Annotated in this window: 16 protein-coding genes; 12 read left to right on the top strand and 4 right to left on the bottom strand. The window is 70.0% G+C overall.

The genetic code is table 11. The features are described from left to right. The first annotated feature begins 34 nt into the window (after positions 1–34). From ACZ6YV_RS35415 to ACZ6YV_RS35395, 5 genes are all read left to right on the top strand, one after another. A complete protein-coding gene (locus tag ACZ6YV_RS35415) occupies positions 35–559 on the top strand; it encodes an RNA polymerase sigma factor (RefSeq protein WP_465513759.1) in 525 nt (174 codons plus the stop codon). 39 nt (positions 560–598) lie between these two features. After that, the gene (locus tag ACZ6YV_RS35410) at positions 599–1057 is read left to right on the top strand and encodes a peroxiredoxin family protein (protein ID WP_465513758.1); all 459 of its coding nucleotides are present in this window, start codon (positions 599–601) and stop codon (positions 1055–1057) included. A 32-nt stretch (positions 1058–1089) separates the two neighbouring features. Beyond that, positions 1090–1695 (top strand): TetR/AcrR family transcriptional regulator, encoded by a 606-nt coding sequence (locus ACZ6YV_RS35405; protein WP_465513757.1) that lies wholly within the window; start codon positions 1090–1092, stop codon positions 1693–1695. Next, entirely contained in the window at positions 1679–3298 is a 1620-nt protein-coding gene (locus ACZ6YV_RS35400; protein WP_465513756.1) for an acyl-CoA dehydrogenase family protein, read from the top strand. The genes ACZ6YV_RS35405 and ACZ6YV_RS35400 overlap by 17 nt, the downstream gene beginning before the upstream one ends. 154 nt (positions 3299–3452) lie before the next feature. Continuing rightward, positions 3453–3884, top strand: coding sequence for a hypothetical protein (locus tag ACZ6YV_RS35395; protein WP_465513755.1), 432 nt, complete (start codon positions 3453–3455; stop codon positions 3882–3884). 4 nt (positions 3885–3888) lie between these two features. On the opposite strand, the gene ACZ6YV_RS35390 is transcribed toward ACZ6YV_RS35395, so the two are convergent. Continuing rightward, complete coding sequence (locus ACZ6YV_RS35390; protein ID WP_465513754.1) at positions 3889–5049, bottom strand: 4-hydroxybenzoate 3-monooxygenase; 1161 nt, start codon at positions 5047–5049, stop codon at positions 3889–3891. Between the two features lie 53 nt (positions 5050–5102). Here ACZ6YV_RS35390 and ACZ6YV_RS35385 point away from each other — a divergent pair, with 53 nt between their 5' ends. Beyond that, positions 5103–5861: an AraC family transcriptional regulator gene (locus ACZ6YV_RS35385; RefSeq protein WP_465513753.1), complete on the top strand. Its 759-nt coding sequence runs from the start codon at positions 5103–5105 to the stop codon at positions 5859–5861. A 27-nt stretch (positions 5862–5888) separates the two neighbouring features. Next, complete coding sequence (locus tag ACZ6YV_RS35380; RefSeq protein ID WP_465513752.1) at positions 5889–6536, top strand: DUF4865 family protein; 648 nt, start codon at positions 5889–5891, stop codon at positions 6534–6536. On the opposite strand, the gene ACZ6YV_RS35375 is transcribed toward ACZ6YV_RS35380, so the two are convergent. Together ACZ6YV_RS35375 and ACZ6YV_RS35370 are read right to left on the bottom strand one after the other, a co-directional pair. Continuing rightward, on the bottom strand, positions 6473–7633 hold the full coding sequence (locus ACZ6YV_RS35375; protein ID WP_465513751.1) for an SWIM zinc finger family protein: 1161 nt from the start codon (positions 7631–7633) through the stop codon (positions 6473–6475). The genes ACZ6YV_RS35380 and ACZ6YV_RS35375 overlap by 64 nt on opposite strands. Continuing rightward, a complete protein-coding gene (locus ACZ6YV_RS35370) occupies positions 7630–10347 on the bottom strand; it encodes a DEAD/DEAH box helicase (protein ID WP_465513750.1) in 2718 nt (905 codons plus the stop codon). The genes ACZ6YV_RS35375 and ACZ6YV_RS35370 overlap by 4 nt, the downstream gene beginning before the upstream one ends. Positions 10348–10416: 69 nt before the next feature. Between ACZ6YV_RS35370 and ACZ6YV_RS35365 the strand changes: the two genes are divergently transcribed. The 5 genes from ACZ6YV_RS35365 to ACZ6YV_RS35345 all read left to right on the top strand — a co-directional run bounded on the left by ACZ6YV_RS35365 (position 10417) and on the right by ACZ6YV_RS35345 (position 16663). Continuing rightward, complete coding sequence (locus ACZ6YV_RS35365; protein ID WP_378240377.1) at positions 10417–11211, top strand: TetR/AcrR family transcriptional regulator; 795 nt, start codon at positions 10417–10419, stop codon at positions 11209–11211. Positions 11212–11393: 182 nt separating this feature from the next. After that, entirely contained in the window at positions 11394–12530 is a 1137-nt protein-coding gene (locus ACZ6YV_RS35360; protein ID WP_465513749.1) for a sensor histidine kinase, read from the top strand. Further along, complete coding sequence (locus ACZ6YV_RS35355; RefSeq protein WP_465513748.1) at positions 12527–13252, top strand: response regulator; 726 nt, start codon at positions 12527–12529, stop codon at positions 13250–13252. Before ACZ6YV_RS35360 ends, ACZ6YV_RS35355 begins: the two co-directional genes overlap by 4 nt. Positions 13253–13431: 179 nt before the next feature. Further along, the gene (locus tag ACZ6YV_RS35350; protein WP_465513747.1) at positions 13432–14169 is read left to right on the top strand and encodes an ABC transporter ATP-binding protein; all 738 of its coding nucleotides are present in this window, start codon (positions 13432–13434) and stop codon (positions 14167–14169) included. A 1-nt stretch (position 14170) separates the two neighbouring features. After that, the gene (locus ACZ6YV_RS35345; RefSeq protein ID WP_465513746.1) at positions 14171–16663 is read left to right on the top strand and encodes an ABC transporter permease; all 2493 of its coding nucleotides are present in this window, start codon (positions 14171–14173) and stop codon (positions 16661–16663) included. On the opposite strand, the gene ACZ6YV_RS35340 is transcribed toward ACZ6YV_RS35345, so the two are convergent. Further along, complete coding sequence (locus ACZ6YV_RS35340) at positions 16646–17311, bottom strand: response regulator transcription factor (RefSeq protein WP_465513745.1); 666 nt, start codon at positions 17309–17311, stop codon at positions 16646–16648. The genes ACZ6YV_RS35345 and ACZ6YV_RS35340 overlap by 18 nt on opposite strands. Positions 17312–17316: the final 5 nt, after the last annotated feature.

Below are 17316 nucleotides of genomic sequence, written 5' to 3'. Positions count from 1 at the left end.
GGCCGGGACAAGCCCGGTGCGGAAGGAGGGTGTCGTGGGGGCCGAGTGGCCGAGGGAGTCTTTGATCGAGGCCGCGCAGGGCGGGGACGCGGCCGCGATCGCCGCTCTGGTCTCGGGTTCTCATCCGCATGTGCAGCGTTTCGCGCGTTCGTTGTGTGCTTCGCCGGAGGACGCGGAGGATTCCGCGCAGGAGGCGTTGATCATCCTGTACCGCAAGATCGGCACCTTGCGGGCGACCGGTGCGCTGGCGTCGTGGATGTTCCGGATCGTGCGCAACGAGTGTCTGCGCCGGGCTCGGCGGGCGTTGCGTGGCGATGATCTGGCGAGTTCCGGGGCGATGGTCTCGGCGGAGGACGACGCCTTGGAGCGGCTGGAGGCACGGCGGGTGGCCTCGGCGATCGCCGAGTTGCCGGCCGATCAGCGTCGCGTCTTGATCATGCGGGACATCCAGGGCTATCCGGGCGGGGCGGTCGCGGACGCGCTCGGCTTGAGCACGGCCGCGATGAAGTCCCGGCTGCACCGGGCGCGGGCGACGGTCCGTCAGCTGCTCCTTCCGTAGCCCCCTTTCCCTGTCTCTGAATTCTTTTGAGGAGTCTTCATGCTCGAAATCGGATCCACAGTCCCTGACGTCGCTCTGGAGGACACCGCCGGGCGGGCCGTCCGGCTCTCGGATCACCGCGGCACGGACAACGTGCTGGTCTACTTCATGCGCTCGATCAGGTGTCCTGTCTGCACCGGCCATGTGAAGGACCTCGCCGGGCGGGCCGACGAACTGGCCGCCGCCGGGGTGCGGGTGCTGGTCGCCGTTCCCGAGAGCCGTGCCGAGGCGGCGGCGTGGCGGGCCAAGCGTGGGTTGTCGCTTCGGGTGGTCACCGGGGAGCGCGGCACCCCGCACGAGGCCTTCGGGCTGGTGCGGAAGGTGCTGCAGCAGTCCGGCAGCGTGCTGATCGATCGGGACGGGGTGGTCCGCCACGCGCATGCGGCGACGATGCCGACCAGCGCTTATGACAAGAAGGGGATCGCGAGGGCCCTGGAGGAGCTGGTTCGCGCGCATTGACTGAAGGTGTGAATCAGTGCTTCACTTCTTGAGTGCCGTATCGACGTACACCGAAGGTCCAAGAGCGCCTCGACGCCCAGCGCGACGCCGTCCTCGCCGCTGCCACGGAGCAGTTGGCCGAACGCGGATACGCGGGGTGCTCGGTGTCGGCGGTCGCGGAGCGGGCCGGGGTGGCCGTCGGGAGCGTGTACCGCCACTTCCCCACCAAGGCCGCGCTGGTCGTGGAGCTGTTCCGGAAGGTCGTCACGCGTGAGGTCGAGGCCGTGCGCGCGGTGTCGGAGCGGCCCGGCACGCCGGCCGAGCGGGTCGTGGCGGTCTTCGACACCTTCGCGAGCCGGGCGTTGAAGACCCCGCGGATGGCGTACGCGCTCCTGGCCGAGCCCGTCGACGCGCCGATCGAGGCCGAACGGCTGGTGTTCCGGCGCGCGTTCCGCGACGTCGTGGCGCAGCACGTGGCCGACGGCGTCCGGGCCGGGGTGCTCCCCGCCCAGGACGCCGAGGTCACCGCGGCGGCGCTCGTCGGCGCGGCGGCCGAGGTGCTGATCGGCCCGTTGACCACCGGCAGTGCGGACGAGGTGTCCGGGCTGCGCACTTTCGTCCTGCGTTCTTTGGGAGGTTCCGATGCCAATCACTCATGAGGTCACCAACCAGGTCCAGCCGCTGGCGGAGTACGACGTCGCCGCCGATCCGGCTCTGCTGGAGGGGCTGGAACGGGCGGACGCCGGCTGGGCGGTGGCCGAAGTGCACGCGCTCGGCAGGCTGGCCGGGAGCGAGCAGGCCCAGGCGTGGGGCAGGGTGGTCAACGAGAACGAGCCGGTGCTGCGGACGCACGACCGGGTCGGGAACCGGATCGACGAGGTCGAGTTCCACCCGTACTGGCACGAGTTGATGGACGTCGCGGTGTCCCACGGGCTGCACGCGACGCCGTGGCGGGATCCGCGGCCCGGCGCGCACGCGGCGCGGGCGGCCAAGATGTACGTCTGGGGCCAGGTCGACGCGGGGCACACGTGCCCGATTTCGATGACGTATGCAGCGATTCCGGCGTTGCGCTTCAACCCCGAGCTGTCCGAACGGTACGAGCCGTTGCTGGCGGCGACGGAGTACGACTTCGGGCTGCGCGAGCCGAGTTCTAAGCGCGGGCTGATCGCCGGGATGTCGATGACGGAGAAGCAGGGCGGTTCCGACGTCCGGTCGAACACGACCACCGCGCGGCCGCTCGACGACGGCAGCTACGTCATCGTCGGGCACAAGTGGTTCACCTCGGCGCCGATGTCGGACATGTTCCTGACGCTGGCCCAGGCACCGGGCGGGTTGTCGTGCTTCCTGCTCCCCCGGGTCCTGCCGGACGGCTCGCGTAACGGGATCCGGCTGCAGCGGCTGAAGGACAAGCTGGGCAACCGGTCCAACGCGTCGGCGGAGATCGAGTACGACGACGCGATCGGCTGGCTGGTCGGCGAGGAGGGCCGCGGGGTGCGCACCATCATCGAGATGGTGAACAACACCCGGCTGGACTGCGCGGTCGGGAGCGCGTCGGGGATGCGGTACGGCGCCGTGCGGGCCGTCCATCACGCGCGGCATCGTCGTGTGTTCGGGGCGGACCTGGTGGATCAGCCCCTGATGGGCAACGTGCTGGCGGACCTCGTCGTCGAGTCCGAGGCGGCGACGACGGTCGGGATGCGGCTGGCGGCGGCCACCGACCGGCCGGGTGACGAGCAGGAGCAGGCTTTCCGGCGGCTGGGGCTGGCGGTGACGAAGTACTGGGTGTGCAAGCGCGGCCCGTCGCATGCGGTCGAGGCGCTGGAGTGCCTGGGTGGCAACGGGTACGTCGAGGAGTCGGGGATGCCGCGGCTCTACCGTGAGGCTCCGCTGATGTCGATCTGGGAGGGTTCGGGCAACGTCGCGGCGCTGGACGCGTTGCGGGCGATGGCGAAGCAGCCGGAGTCGGTGGCGGCGTACTTCGCGGAGGTCGAGCAGGCGGCCGGCGCCGACACGCGGCTGGACGACGCGGCGGGGAGGCTGCGCAAGGAGCTGTCCGATCTGTCGGACATCGAGTACCGGGCGCGGCGGCTGGTCGAATCGATGGCACTGGTGCTGCAGGGTTCGTTGCTGGTGCGGCACGGGACGCCGGCGGTGGCCGACGCGTTCTGCGCGTCGCGGCTGGGCGGCGACTGGGGTGTCGCGTTCGGAACGCTTCCCTCCGGTGTGGACACCCGCGCGATCATCGCCCGCGCCGAGGTCTGACCTGTCGAGTAGACGCTCTGTACGCGCCTGACCACGTGGTGCGCCGGTCCGGCCGGTTACCCCGGCCGGACCGGCGCCGAGCACTGCGAACAGCCGCAGGATTGCGGAATTCGGGTGCATCCACGGGCCCGTGGGTCGGCTACGTTCCTCGGTCATGGTCGATCGTCGAAGATGCCTGGTCCTGATTCCGCTGGCGTTGCTCGCCTCCGGTTGCGCGAGAACCGACCCGACACCGCTCTTCGCCGCGGCGAGTTCGAGACCGTCCACGGAGAACGTGCCGATGATGGAGGCGGCGGCCCCGTCCGGCACCCCGTTCGCCGCGGCGGACGGGCGGGACCTGAGGGCCTGCGCCGACGGGGAGTGCGAGGTCCTGGTCCGGACCGGCGACCAGATTCCCAACGACGGCGGAGCCGGGCCGCTTTCGGTCACGGTCCAGGCCGGGAAGGTGGGCCTCGCCCCGTCTTCCGGCGGGATGGGTCAGGCGGTGTCCGGTCCGCCGGGGATGGTCCATCAGATCAACCGGCAGGTGATCGTCGTCGTCGCGGTGCAGGGTGGCGAAGGGATCATCCGGCTCAGCAAGAAGTAGCGGTTCAGTTCAGGCCGGCCATGAACTCGCTGAGCAGCCGGTTCGCCGTGTCCGAAGTGAACAGGCGCTCGAAGTCCGCGCGTGCCACCCGATGACGGAACTCCCCACGACTGCCCGGGTCCCCGGCGTCGTGCATGGTGTCGGTGAACCACGTCGCGAAAGCCTGGTAGTTCCACACGTCGCGCAGGCGGGTGTCGGAGTAGGCGTCGAGCAGGCTCGGATCGTCGTTCTTGTAGTAGTGGACCAGGGCGTCGGCGAAGACGTCGGCATCGTGCAGGGCGAGGTTCATGCCTTTGGCGCTCATCGGCGGGACGATGTGCGCGGCGTCGCCGAGCAGGTGGATCCTGCCGTGACTCATCGGGCTGTAGACCTCGCCCCGGAGCGGCACCAGCTGCTTCTCGACGATCGTGCCCTTCGTGGCGATCGGTTCGCCGAACCTCGTTTCGAGTTCGCTCCAGATCCGCTCGTCCGGCCAGTCCTCGGTGGTGTCCTCGAGCGGGCACTGCAGGTAGAACCGGCTCGCCTGCGGGCCGCGACCGAACTGGGCCGCGAAGCCGCGCCGGTGGATCGCCATCAACGTCGGGCGGTCGGCGGGCGCGTCGGCCAGGATGACCAGCCACGCGTAGCCGTACTCGTGGGAGTGGCGGGTGATCCGGTCCTCGGGGATGGCGGCCCGGGTCGCGCCATGGCTGCCGTCGCAACCGGCGATGAAGTCGCCTTCGACGACCGACCCGTCGCCGAGGCGGACACGGGGGCGTTCGCCGTCCTCCACGGCCACTTCGGTGTCGAACCGCAGGTCGCCTCCGTCCTGTTCGAACACGGTGATGAGGTTCCGGACGAGAACCTGCTGGGGACAGAACCGGCCCTCACGGTGTTCCTCGACGGCGAGTTCCAGCCACCGGTCTTCGCCGTCGATACGGAAGCCGAGGCCGGCTTGGACGGGAACCCCGCCGACGACCCGGTCTTCGAGGCCCCGTTTGCGGAACGCGCGGGTGGCGCGGGTGTCGATGACTCCGGCGCGCTGCCGTCGCTCGACGTACTCGCGACCGCGCCGTTCGACGATGACACAGCCGATTCCCTCGCGCAGCAGGAAGTTGCCGAGCGCGAGTCCGGACACTCCGGCTCCCACGATCACGACGGGCTTGTTCTCTTTCGCTGTGGACATGGTTCGAGTTTCACCGAGGTCGCGGCGTCCTACTACCGGTATCCTGACTCTCTATGCTGGAATTCCGCCTAGGCTGGCCGCAGGGTGACACAGGCCGGGGATCGTTGGCCCACGGGCAGCTGGTCGGCCCGCATTCCCATATCCGAGGTCAGCTGCTCTACCCGTCCACAGGCGCGCTCGCGACCACCACCGAGCGGGGCACCTGGGTCGCGCCGGCGAACCGGATCACCTGGACGCCGCCGGGATTCGAGCATTCCCATCGGGCGTACGGCGAGACCGAGGTCAGGCGCATCGACTTGCCCGTCCGGCTGGGCCGTTTCCTGCCCGCCTTGCCGTCGGTCTTCGCCGTCACACCGCTGCTGCGCGAGGCGCTCCTGGCGCTCAGCGACGGGCGTCTTCGCGCTCCGGGGCCCAGCCACCGGCTCCGCGGGCTGATCATCGACGAACTCACCGACGCCGAGCCGCAGGAGCTGTACCTGCCCGAGCCCGCCGACGACAGGCTGCGAGCGGTGACCGCGCTGCTGCACGCCGACCCTTCGAGCTCTGCGACGTTGCGCGAACTCGGCCGGGCCGCCGGCGCCAGCGAGCGCGTGCTCAGCAGGCTGTTCCAGGACGAGCTCGGCGTGAGCTTCCGGCAGTGGAGGAGCATGCTCCGCGTCCAGCACGCCCTCGTCCTGCTCGGGGACGGCCATGCGGTGACCACCGTGTCGTCCCGGCTGGGCTGGGCGAATCCCACCAGCTTCATCGAGGCGTTCGTCGCCGTCGTCGGGGAAACCCCCGGCCGCTACCAGGCTGGATTACGGCGACCGTAGCTTCCTGTACCTACTAGTATGTACGACATGCATGCGATGCAGTACGAGATCACCCTCCCCGCCGACTACGACATGGGCATCATCCGCGAACGCGTCGCCACGCGCGGGCATCTGCTCGACGACTTCGGCGGCCTCGGGCTGAAGGTGTACGGGATCCGTGAGCGCGGCGTCGACGGCTCGACGCTGAACCAGTACTCGCCCTTCTACCTGTGGCACGACGAGGCCGGGATGAGCGCCTTCCTGTTCGGCGGCCCGTTCAGCGGCATCGTCGACTCGTTCGGGCGCCCCGCCGTGCAGCACTGGACCGTGCTCGGGTTCGAGGAAGGGCCCGCTTTCGGCACTCCACCGCTCTCGGCGGGAAAGCACGTCGTCTCGATCCCCGCTGAGACCGACCCCGTCATCTTCCTGGGCGAGGCTCTCGACGGGCTTCGCGAGCACCTGCGCCAGGACGGGGCGCATTCGGGCGCGCTCGCCGTCGACCCGCGCACCTGGCAGGTGGTGCGCTACAGCCTCTGGACCGGCGAGGCACCCGAATCGGACGAGGTCCGGTACCGGATCCTCCACCTGTCCTCGCCGCACCTGGACGAACTGCGGCGAGGACAGCAGTGGGATCAGCCGAGCAGGGCGGCGAACAGCGCACCGGGGTCGGCTTCGGGCGGACCGGCCGGCCACTGATCCCGGAACGGGTACCAGAGCCCGTCCTTGCCCAGCCGCACCTGCACGCCTGTCCCGCGGACGGCGCAACGGTTGCGTTCGACGTCCAGGCCCTCGCCGGGATCGTCCACCACCTCGGTGAACGCGGCCCGTGCCCGGCCCATCGCCTGCGACGGCGGAGTCCACGCGGTCTCCAGGACCTCGAGACCGGCCCGGCCACCGTGGCGCCAGGCGAGCACCGCGCGGTCGAAGTCCTCACCGCTCTCGGCCGGGCGCAGCCTGTCGGCGGTCTCCGGACGGGTGGCGGCGAGGCGGACGGCGTCCTGCTTGCGGGTGAGTTTCGGCCGCGACGTCAGCAGCGCGGTGGCCGTCTGACTCGCGTTGGCGGCCAGCAGCGCGAAGGTCTCCGCCGGGATGCCGGGTGCTTCCGGCACGGTCGGGCCGCCGGTGGGCGCGAACGCGGCGAGGTCCGGCAACGGGCCCGGGTCGGCGGCGTAGGCCCGCTCGGCCGGGGTGTCGTCGTCCCCCGTGCGCACGAACCGGGGAGCGTTGCGCCGCTGCAGTTCGTCGAGGAGCTCCCGCTCCCCCTTGCCCCGCATCAGCAGCAGCACGAACGGATCCGCGTCGAGCAGCCACGAGGCCTGGAACGACAGGGCCGCGGCGTGACGGCACGGCAGCTCCCAGCCGGGACAGTCGCAGTCCGGGTCGAGGTCACCGATCCCGGGCAGCAGATGCACCCCGGCGTCGTCGGCGGCCTCGACGAGGTCGTGCGGCATGTCCCGGTCCAGCAGCGCGGCGAGATGCCCGGCACGGGAGGCGACCCTGTCGAGGAATCGGTCCCAGTCCTCGCCGGTCAGTTCCGCGAGCCGGACCTCGGTGCGGTACTGGCCTTCCTGGTCGTCGACCACCGCCGCGATCCGCCCGGGGCTGACCGTGATCGTGCCGACCCGGCCCGCCGCGGCGTACTTGCGGCCCTGTTTGAGCTGCCGCAGGTCCAGTGCGGTGTCCTCCATCGCGTTGATCCACGCGCGGCCCCACCACGAGCGGGCGAACTGGCCGTGTCCGCCCTGAGGCCCGAAAGCGGGGAAGCCGCGGACACGATCGTCGGGCGTACTCATCGGCGACTCCTCAACTCGACCAGATCGGCCAGCTCCGCGTCGGTCAGTTCGGTCAGGGCGGCCTCGCCCCCGGCGAGCACCGCGTCGGCGAGCGCGCGTTTCTCCCGCAGCATCGCCGCGATCCGGTCCTCGACCGTGCCCTCGGCGATGAGCCGGTGCACCTGCACCGGCCTGGTCTGCCCGATCCGGTACGCGCGGTCGGTCGCCTGGTCCTCCACCGCGGGGTTCCACCAGCGGTCGTAGTGCACGACGTGATCGGCGTGGGTGAGGTTCAGCCCGGTCCCCGCCGCCTTGAGCGACAACAGGAACACCGGCACCTCACCGGCCTGGAACCGGCGCACGAGTTCCTCGCGCTTGGGCACGGGTGTGCCGCCGTGCAGCAGTTGCGTGGCGATGCCGCGCTGCGCGAGATGCCGCTCCAGCAGCCGTGCCATGGCGACGTACTGGGTGAACACCAGCACCGCGCCGTCCTCGGCGAGGATCGTGCCCAGGAGCTCGTCGAGCAGTTCGAGCTTGCCCGACCGGCCGTCCAGCACCGCCTCCGACGGTTCCTTGAGGTACTGCGCCGGGTGGTTGCAGATCTGCTTGAGCCCGGTGAGCAGTTTGACGATCCGGCCCCGGCGCGCGATGCCCTCGCTGCTCGAGATCTCGGCCATCAGCTCGCGCACCGTCGCCTCGTACAAGGCCGCCTGCTCGGCGGTGAGCGTCACCGGCCTGTCCGTCTCGGTCTTGGCGGGCAGCTCCGGCGCGATCCCCGGATCGGATTTGCGACGGCGCAACAGGAACGGCCGGACGAGCCGGGACAGGCGCTCCGCCGCGTCGGGGTCCTTTCCGGACTCGACCGGTTTCGCCCACACACGGCGGAAGTCGGCCATGGTGCCGAGCAGTCCCGGTGTCGTCCAGTCCAGGATCGCCCACAGTTCGCTGAGATTGTTCTCCACCGGGGTGCCCGTCAACGCCACCCGCGCCGACGACGTCAGCGTCCGCAAAGCCTTCGCCGTGCCGGAGCGGTGATTCTTGACGTGCTGGGCCTCGTCGGCGACCAGCAGTCCCCAGTGGACCGCTCCCAGCGGTTCCGGGTCGACGCGCAGCGTGCCGTAGGTCGTGAGCACGAAGCCGTCGCCGAGTTCGTCGAGCGAGCGCTCGGTGCCGTGGAACCGTCGCACCGGGACGCCGGGGGCGAACCGGGTGATCTCGCGTTCCCAGTTGCCCAGCAGTGACGCGGGGCAGACGACCAGGGTCGGGCCGTCCGCGCGATGCAGGTGGAGCGAGATCAGCGTGATCGTCTTGCCGAGGCCCATGTCGTCGGCGAGACAGCCGCCGAGCCCGATCGACGTCATCGCCGTGAGCCATTGCAGGCCGCGCAGCTGGTAGTCGCGCAGGGTCGCGGCCAGACCCCGCGGCGGGGACTGCGGTTCGGGCGGTGCGAGCAGCCTTTCCCGCAGCGCGGCGAGCCAGCCGTCGGTGAGGACGTCGACGCGTTCACCGTCGATCTCGGCTGTCCCGCTCAAGGCGGCGCCGAGAGCGTCGATCGGTGTCAGCGGTTTCAAGGCGCGATCCCGCGCCTTCGCCGCGAGCGCCGGGTCGACGAGCACCCACTGATCGCGCAACCGCACGACGGGACGGTGTGCCTCGGCCAGCGCGTCCATCTCGGCCGCGGTGAGCGGAGCGCCGCCGAGGGCCAGCTGCCAGTCGAACTGCAGCAGCGCGCCGCCGGCGAAGAAGGACGGGAGGTCGTCCGGTGGCGCGTCACCCCCGCCGACGACGGCTTTCGCGCTCAGGTCGCGGGCGAGACCGGCGGGCCAGTGGACGTCGATACCCGCCGTGGCCAGCAGGGTCGCGGCGGTGGTGAGCAGTTCGGTGATGTCGGTGTCGCTGAGCCGCACCTCGTCGGGGACCGCGGCCCCGAGCAGGGGTTCCAGCGGTGGCCACAGCTGGGCGGCGCGGCGCAGGGCCAGCATCACGTCGATCCTGGCCCGCGGGCCGAACCGGTCATCGCCCGACCAGAGCGCGGCGGCGTCGATCAGGACACCGGGATCGGTGAGGCTGTGCACCTGGACGACCCCGCTGAAGCGGCCGATCGTGAAGTCTTCCTCGGGTGCCTCGATCCGGATCGAGACCCGGACCCCGGAGTCCAGCCCTGCCGCGACCTCGGCCGCCCAGTCCCGCAACTGAGGGACGCGGTGCGCGGGCGGAGCGGCGAAGGCCTTGACCCCGGCCGCCTGCGCGGCCGCGGGAGTGCGGGGAAGGGTGTCGGCCACGGCATCGAGGAACGCGCGCAGCAACGGATACCGGGCGGGCAACAGTTTTCCGTCACCGGGGATCGCCCGCGCCCGGGCAGGCATCGCCTCGGACAGCTCGCGCAGCCAGGCGGCGTCGGACAGCTCCAAGGGGCCCGCGCGCCAGGCGTCCACATCGGACTCCGTGACCCCGGGAAGCAACCGGCCCGCCTCGGCGAGCTTCAACGCCGCAGTGGCCGCCGTGCTCCAGAAGCGCGCGGAGGAATCCTCGCTCTCACGAAGCCGCAGCAGCGCGGGGAGCGCCTCGGCCATCGGGAGCCGCACGCACGGCACGGTGGCGAGCTCGGGGAGGGCGACTGTCACCTCCCCGGTCCCCGGCGTGCTCCCCTCGGCGTTCCAGAAGACGAATCCGCTGGTCCGAGGAGGATTCTTCGGTTCGAACACGACACTGCCGAAACCGTCGTGAGACGTCACTCAGCCCCAATCTCTGTACGGTGTACAGTTCAGGATAGCACAACTCTGTACACCGTAGAGAGAAGCGGTATGACGGACGCGGACCACACCGGCACGGGCGATCCACGACGGACCATCGAACTGCTCTGGGGCGTACGGGAGAAACCCCGTCGCGGCCCCAAACCCAAGCTCACCGTCGAGGAGATCATCACCGCCGCGATCGCACTCGCCGACACCGAGGGGATCACCGCGCTGTCGGTGCGCCGGGGTGCGGAGAAGCTCGGCGTCTCCCCCATGACGATCTACACCTACATCCCCAGCCGGGCCGAACTGCTCGACCTGATGATGGACCGTGTCCACGGCGAACTGACCGATCCGCCGGAGAGTCACGACTGGCGGGTCACGATGACTATCCTCGCCGAGGACGCCTGGGAGATGTACCACCGGCATCCGTGGATGCTGCAGCTCACCACCGGCCGTCTTCCCCTCGGCCCGCACACCTTCGCCAAGCACGAACGTGAACTGGCCGCCGTCGACGCGATCGGGCTCACCGATCTGGAGATGGACGCCGTGGTGGCCATGGTCAACGGCTTCGTCCAGGGCATCGCACGGGGCTCGGTCGAATCGGCCAGTCTCGTGCGGCGGTCCGGGCTGACGGACATGGAGTGGTGGACGGCCAGCGCCCCTGTCCTCGCGGAGATCCCGGAAGCCGACGCGGGACTGTTCCCGCTGGCGGCGCGGATCGGGCAGGCGGCAGGCGAGGCACACGGCGCCGCGAGCGCGCCGCTGCACACCTTCCGGTTCGGCCTGGCGCGGATCCTGGACGGGGTCGAGCAACTGGTCAACGGTGACTCCGACGCCTCGGGAGCCGAACTGCCTTCGTGAGCGCCGGGCTCGAAACCCCGCCCGCGTAACGATCTTCGGCCGTCCGGAGGCGCCGGTGTTCTCGCGGGCCGAAATCTCCGATGCGGTACTTTCGCGGCGATTCGTCTGTTCGTGTCTTCTTCGTTCACGGCCCTGCCCGGCCGGCACGATTTCCGGCAATCATGACCTGGGGGAGGTTTCGTATGACTTGGGTATCGACCTGGTGGCGATCCCGCAGGTCGCCGCCATCGCTGGTGCAGGACATAGTGCTGGCGTCCGTGTTGTGCGCCATCTGGTGGACATGGCTGCTCACCCACGCCGAGTCCGGCCAGCGCCTCGTCGTCGAACTCGTGCTCTCCGCCGCGGGCACCTGGCCACTGGCGATCCGCCACAAATGGCCGCTCCCGGCGTGGGCCGCGGTACTGGGCGTCGCTCTCGTGGTGGCCTGGGGCCGCTACCCCACCGCGCTCGGCGACATCCCCGCGTTGCTGGCCGTCTACAGCGCGGGCAACTTCCTCTCCGGAAGAGCGCAGGTCGTCTCCGGTGTCCTGAGCGTCGTGTGGAGCCAAGCCGTCCCCGCGATCCTGGGCCAGACGACGTCGGTGACGCCGTACCTGAGCGGGTTGCTCCTGTTCGGGACGGCATGGCTGCTCGGCGCGCAGCATCAGCGCACTCGCCAGCTCACCGAGGCACTGCGGCGCGAGCAGGAGAAGAACGCGCAACGGGCGGTGATCGCCGAACGCAGCCGGATCGCCAGGGACCTGCACGACGCGGTCGCCCACCACATCAGCGCGATCAGCGTCCACGCCTACGCCGCGAGCGAGGCCTTGGAGGTCAACCCCGCCACGGCCAGGACGAGCCTCCGCCACGTGGGCGCCGCCAGCAAGGCGGTGATCTCCGAGGCCCGCTGGATCGTCGGGCTGCTCGACAGCGACGACGGCGAACAGCGCACCCAGCCGTCGCTGCGGAACGTCGCCCGGCTGGTCGAACCGGTGCGGGCGGCGGGCAACGAGGTCACCGTGACGATCGCCCCCGCCGCGCTGCAGGTGGCGGAGTCGGTGCAGACCGCCGCGTACCGGATTCTGCAGGAAGCGCTGACGAACGTGGTCAATCACGCCGGTCCGACCACCGTCCGGGCCGAGGTGGAACGGTTTCCGCACGCCTTGCGGGTCGAAGTGGTGAACGGCCGGAGCGCGACCAAGACGACGCCGAACCCGAGCTCGGGACGCGGGCTGGTCGGGATGCGGGAGCGGGTGGCGCTGTTCGGCGGCAGCCTCGAGGCGGGACCGGTCGACGGCGGCTACCGGGTCGAAGCCGTCCTGGTCGTGGAGGAACCGTGACGTTACGGATCATGCTCGTCGACGACCAGGATGTCGTGCGCGCGGGACTCCGGCTGCTGCTGGACGGCCGCGGCGAGCTCGAAGTGGTGGCCGAGGCCACCGACGGGCGCCGCGTGCTGGAGACCGCGCTGCGGCACCGGCCGGATGTCATCGTGATGGACATCCGCATGCCGGAGATCGACGGGGTCGACGCGATAACCGAACTGCGCGGCCATTGGCCCGCCGACTTCGGGGAATGTCCGGCGGTGCTCGTGCTGACCGCGTTCGATCTCGACTCCTACGTCTACGCGGCTTTACGCGCGGGCGCGAACGGATTTCTGCTGAAAACGAGCTCCCCCGACGAACTGGCCGCCGGAATCAGTGTCGTCGCGGCCGGTGAATCCATTCTGACACCGAGCATCACCCGCCGGATCCTGCGCAAGTACATCGCGGACGGCCCGCCGATCACGGCACGCCGCCGGGACCCCGGCACCGCGAAGCCGGACTCGGCGGTGGCTTGCGCCCGCGACCGGCTCGGCGAGCTGACCGCGCGGGAACTGGACGTCCTGCGCCTGATCGCGCTCGGGTACTCCAACCTGGAGATCGCGGGCGAACTCGATCTCAGCGAGCCCGCGGTGAAGAGCCGAGTGGCCAGGTTGCTGAGCAAACTGGGACTGAGCAACCGGGTGCAGGCGGCGATCGTCGCGTACGAGACCGGAGTAGCCACATTCAGCTCCGGATAGCCGAAAAGAATCGAAAGATTCGCCGCCGGGAATCTTTAGTCTCAATTGTGCGTAATCAGACTCAACTCTCCGAGTGAACCATCGGAATGCAGCGAAAGAACCAGTTTCCCGGGCGGGATTCTTGTTATCCTCGGCCGATGCGGGTATCTGGGGGAGAAGAAACTCGGAGGGTACGGCCTGTGGCCGGAGCGGGGCCGGCGCAAGTCCGGCTCGATCAGGTGCGCAAGGGGTACGGACGCGGCGAAGGACGGGTTCTCGCTCTGGACGGAGTGTCACTCACCTTCGCCGCGGGTACCTTCACCGCGCTGATGGGTCCGTCCGGTTCGGGCAAGAGCACGCTTCTGCACTGCGCGGCGGGGCTCGACAAACCGGACGAGGGCCGTATCCACCTCGGCGACACCGATCTCACCCGGCTCAGCGAGTCGAAGTTGCTGGACGTGCGCCGACGGCGGATCGGGGTCGTCTTCCAGTCGTTCAACCTGGTCGATTCCCTGACCGCAGCGGAAAACGTGACGCTGCCCGGCAGGCTGGCCGGGCAGCGGGTGCGGCGGGAAGCCGTTCATGAACTGCTGGCCAGGGTCGGGCTGGCCGACCGGGCCCGGCACCTGCCGAGCCGGCTTTCCGGCGGGCAGCAGCAGCGGGTCGCGATCGCCCGTGCGCTGTTCACCGGACCGGACGTGGTCTTCGCCGACGAGCCGACCGGAGCGCTCGACACCCGTGCCGGTGCCGACGTGCTGGGACTGCTCCGCGAAACCGTCGACACCTGGGGCCAGACGGTCGTGATGGTCACGCACGACCCGCGAGCCGCCGCGACGGCCGACCGGGTGGTGTTCTTCGCCGACGGAAAGGTCGCCGGTGAGCTGATGTCACCCAGTGCGGAGCGCATCGGTTCCTGGCTGGCCGAGCTGGGGGCATGACGTGTTCAGGCTCGCGTTCAGCTCCCTGCGCCATCATCTCGCCGGAGCGCTCGGCGCCATCTGCGCCGGCGTGCTCGCGACGGCTCTCGTAGGTGCCTGCGGGATCCTGTTCGAGTCGGCGCTGCGGCAGCCGACCGGCCAGCCACGCGGATCCTCCGCCGACCTGGTCGTCCGCGCCAAGTCCACTGTGGACATCCCGGTGGAGATCGGCGGGCACGACAAGAGCGTGCGACTCGCCCTCGCCGCACCTCCCCGGTTGACCGATGATCTCGTCCGGTCGGCCGCCGCTGTCCCGGGGGTTTCCGCCGCGGTCCCCATGGCCACGTTCGACGTCACCGTCCTCACCGGGCACGCCGCCGCCCAGCTGGGCAGGGCCTGGGAAGCGCCGACACCGGTAGCCGAAGGTCGCGCGCCGGGCAGGCCGGGCGAGGTGGCGTTCGACCGGAAGCTCGCGGCTCGGCTCGGCGTGAGCGTCGGCGATGCGGTGCGGACGCTCGAAGCCCCGTCCGGCTTCCGGGTGACCGGGTTGAGCGACGGATCCGAGCAGGCGGTGTACTTCGTGCCCGCCGACGTCGGGCGGCTCACCGGCTCCGATCATTGGATCGACCTCATCGGGGTGCGGCTGGCAGATCCCACCACACGGCAGGTGGTGGCCGATCGGCTCGCCGGGCTCAACGGGGTCGAGGTGCTCTCCGGAACGGCGAAGGACGAAGCACTGGCGGGTTCGGACCGGGGCGCCGTCGAAGGACTGGTCAGCCTGATCAGCAACATCGGCGGGTTCGCACTCGTGGCCGCCGTGTTCGTGGTCAGCTCGACGCTGGGCCTGGTGTTCGCCAGGCGGCACCGCGAAATCGCCGTGATCAGGGCGATCGGCGCGAGCCGCCGCCAGATCCGGCGACTGGTCGCGGTGCAGGCCCTGGGTATCTCCCTGCTGGCGGGCGGGGTCGGCTGTGTGCTGGCCGCGCCGGTCGCCGACGGGATCCGTGCCTTGTTCGTGCGCTTCGGCTTCACCGACGAGGGCTTCACCCTGATCCGCGGACCGCTGCCGCTGGTGATCGCGGTGACGCTGACCGTCTGCGTCGTCCAGCTCGCCTCGCTGTCGGCCGCCCGGCAGGCGAGCCGTGTCCGGCCGACCGACGCGTTGCGCGAAGCCTCGGAACCGGACCGCCGGATTCCCTTGCTCCGGACCGTTTCCGGCCTGCTGCTCTTCCTCGGTGGGCTCGCGCTGGCGGCGCTCTCCCCCGGACTCGGCGGAGCGGGCGGGCTCGCCGCCTCCTCGATGGTGCTGGTCGTGCTGATCACCGCGCTCGTCCTGCTCGGCCCGGCCATCAGCCGTCCGGTGATCGCCGTCGCCGGCCGCGCGGTCAGCGGCCTCTCCGGCGTCGCCGGCCTGCTCGCCCGCGCCAACACCACACTCCGTCCCCGGCTGGTGGCGACGGCCGCGGTGCCGGTGATCCTCGCCGTCGGGCTCACTTGCGGCCTCCTGTTCACCGGCGCGACCGAGCAGCACGCGACTGCGAAGCAGGAGGAGCAGCGCACCACCGCGGATCTGATCGCGAGCCGATCCGGCGGCCTTACCCCAGGGGCCGTGGCCGCGATCAGATCCGCACCCGGCGTCACCGCGGCCACCGCGATCCATGGTGGTTCCCTCATCGCGGAGGTCACCGAGCTGGGCGAACACCGCCCTCTGGCGCATGGCGCCGTCGCGCTCGACACCGGTGACGCCGGGCCCGTACTCGATCTCGGCCTCACCGAGGGAACGCTCACCGGGTTGCGCGGGGCGACGGTCGCGGTGAGCGCGACGATGGCAGGCCCGAACGGCTGGCACGTGGGCGACGAGATCCGCACCTGGGACGCCGCCGGCGCGGCCCGCCCCGTCCGGATCGCCGCCGTCTACCGGCATTCACTGGGGTTCGGCGACTTCGTCCTCTCACCGGACCTGCCGGAATCGTCCGGCACGCCGGCGCGCGCGGTACTCCTGCGATCGGCCGATCCGCGTGCCACCGCCGGATACCTGAGCGAAGGCGACCTGGGCAAGCTCGGCCTTCGCACACAGTCCGAATCGGACTACCTGGCGAACCTGACCGTCGACCAGGGTGAAGCCCGGTACGCCGGATACCTGATCATCGGGCTGGTCGCGCTGTACGCGGGGTTGTCCGTGGCGAACACGCTGGTCACGTCGACCCTGCAGAGGCGAGGCGAACTCGCCGGGCTCCGGCTGCTCGGCGCGAGCGGCAGGCAGGTTCTGATCATGGTGGGCGGCGAGGCCTGTGTCGTGGCCGTGTTCGGTATGGCGGGTGGGACGGTTGCCGCGCTGGCCGGCCTGATCGCCACGGCCAGGACGCTCGACGGCAGCTGGATCCCGGTGCTGCCGCCGAGCCAGTACCTGACGATTCTCGGTGTGGTGTTCGGGATCGTGCTGCTCTCCGCGCTCGTCCCGGCGGCGCTGTCCCTGCGCGGCAGGGCGGCCGAGGTGCTACGTGGCGCGGGCTGAGTCGGGGCCCGCCTGCCGGGTGGACAGCAGTCCCGCCGCCACCGCCTTGTTCAGCGCGTCGATCCGTGACACCGCGCCGAGCTTTGCGTAAATGTTCGCCAGATGACGTTTCACCGTGCCCTGCGAAATGAAGAGCTGCCTGGCGATCTCGTCGTTCTTCAACGCTTGGCAAACAAGCTCCAGCACGTCCGTCTCGCGCGCCGAAAGGTGTACCGACGTGGCAGCAGCGAATAGCGGAAGATCCTCTCGCGAAATTGTTATCACTATATCGTCGGACCCTACCGAGACGGACTTTATGGTGGCCGCGAGCTGATCGAATAGCACAGTTCTCCGCAAATATGCGGATGCGCCTCTTGTAAGTAATTCACGGACTCGCCCCTGCTCCCTCTCGCCACCGATGAGGACGATTCCACAGGAGTGCCACCTGTCTATTATCCGAAACGACTCGTCGACATCGATCGAGTCCAGATCCACGATGATCACATCGACCTGGACCGCGCCCTCGACGTCTTCCGTCAGCCGGAATGACGGATCCCTGTCCAGCAATGCGCGCAATCCATTGTGGAAGAGATCGTTTCCACCCATCAGTACCAGATCAATACATCTTTCAACAATTTTCATGGTCGTGACCCCCACCTCGACCAACACTCAGG

This window comes from Amycolatopsis sp. NPDC102522 (genome assembly GCF_055584485.1).
Note: the sequence above shows the minus strand (reverse complement) of the source record. Positions and strands in the feature narration are given on the sequence as shown.

Coding starts and splice junctions, on each gene's coding strand:
- ACZ6YV_RS35410 (WP_465513758.1), top strand. CDS start 599: ATGCTCGAAATCGGATCCACAGTCCCTGACGTCGCTCTGGAGGACACC.
- ACZ6YV_RS35400 (WP_465513756.1), top strand. CDS start 1,679: ATGCCAATCACTCATGAGGTCACCAACCAGGTCCAGCCGCTGGCGGAG.
- ACZ6YV_RS35395 (WP_465513755.1), top strand. CDS start 3,453: ATGGTCGATCGTCGAAGATGCCTGGTCCTGATTCCGCTGGCGTTGCTC.
- ACZ6YV_RS35390 (WP_465513754.1), bottom strand. CDS start 5,049: ATGTCCACAGCGAAAGAGAACAAGCCCGTCGTGATCGTGGGAGCCGGA.
- ACZ6YV_RS35385 (WP_465513753.1), top strand. CDS start 5,103: ATGCTGGAATTCCGCCTAGGCTGGCCGCAGGGTGACACAGGCCGGGGA.
- ACZ6YV_RS35380 (WP_465513752.1), top strand. CDS start 5,889: ATGCATGCGATGCAGTACGAGATCACCCTCCCCGCCGACTACGACATG.
- ACZ6YV_RS35375 (WP_465513751.1), bottom strand. CDS start 7,633: ATGAGTACGCCCGACGATCGTGTCCGCGGCTTCCCCGCTTTCGGGCCT.
- ACZ6YV_RS35365 (WP_378240377.1), top strand. CDS start 10,417: ATGACGGACGCGGACCACACCGGCACGGGCGATCCACGACGGACCATC.
- ACZ6YV_RS35360 (WP_465513749.1), top strand. CDS start 11,394: ATGACTTGGGTATCGACCTGGTGGCGATCCCGCAGGTCGCCGCCATCG.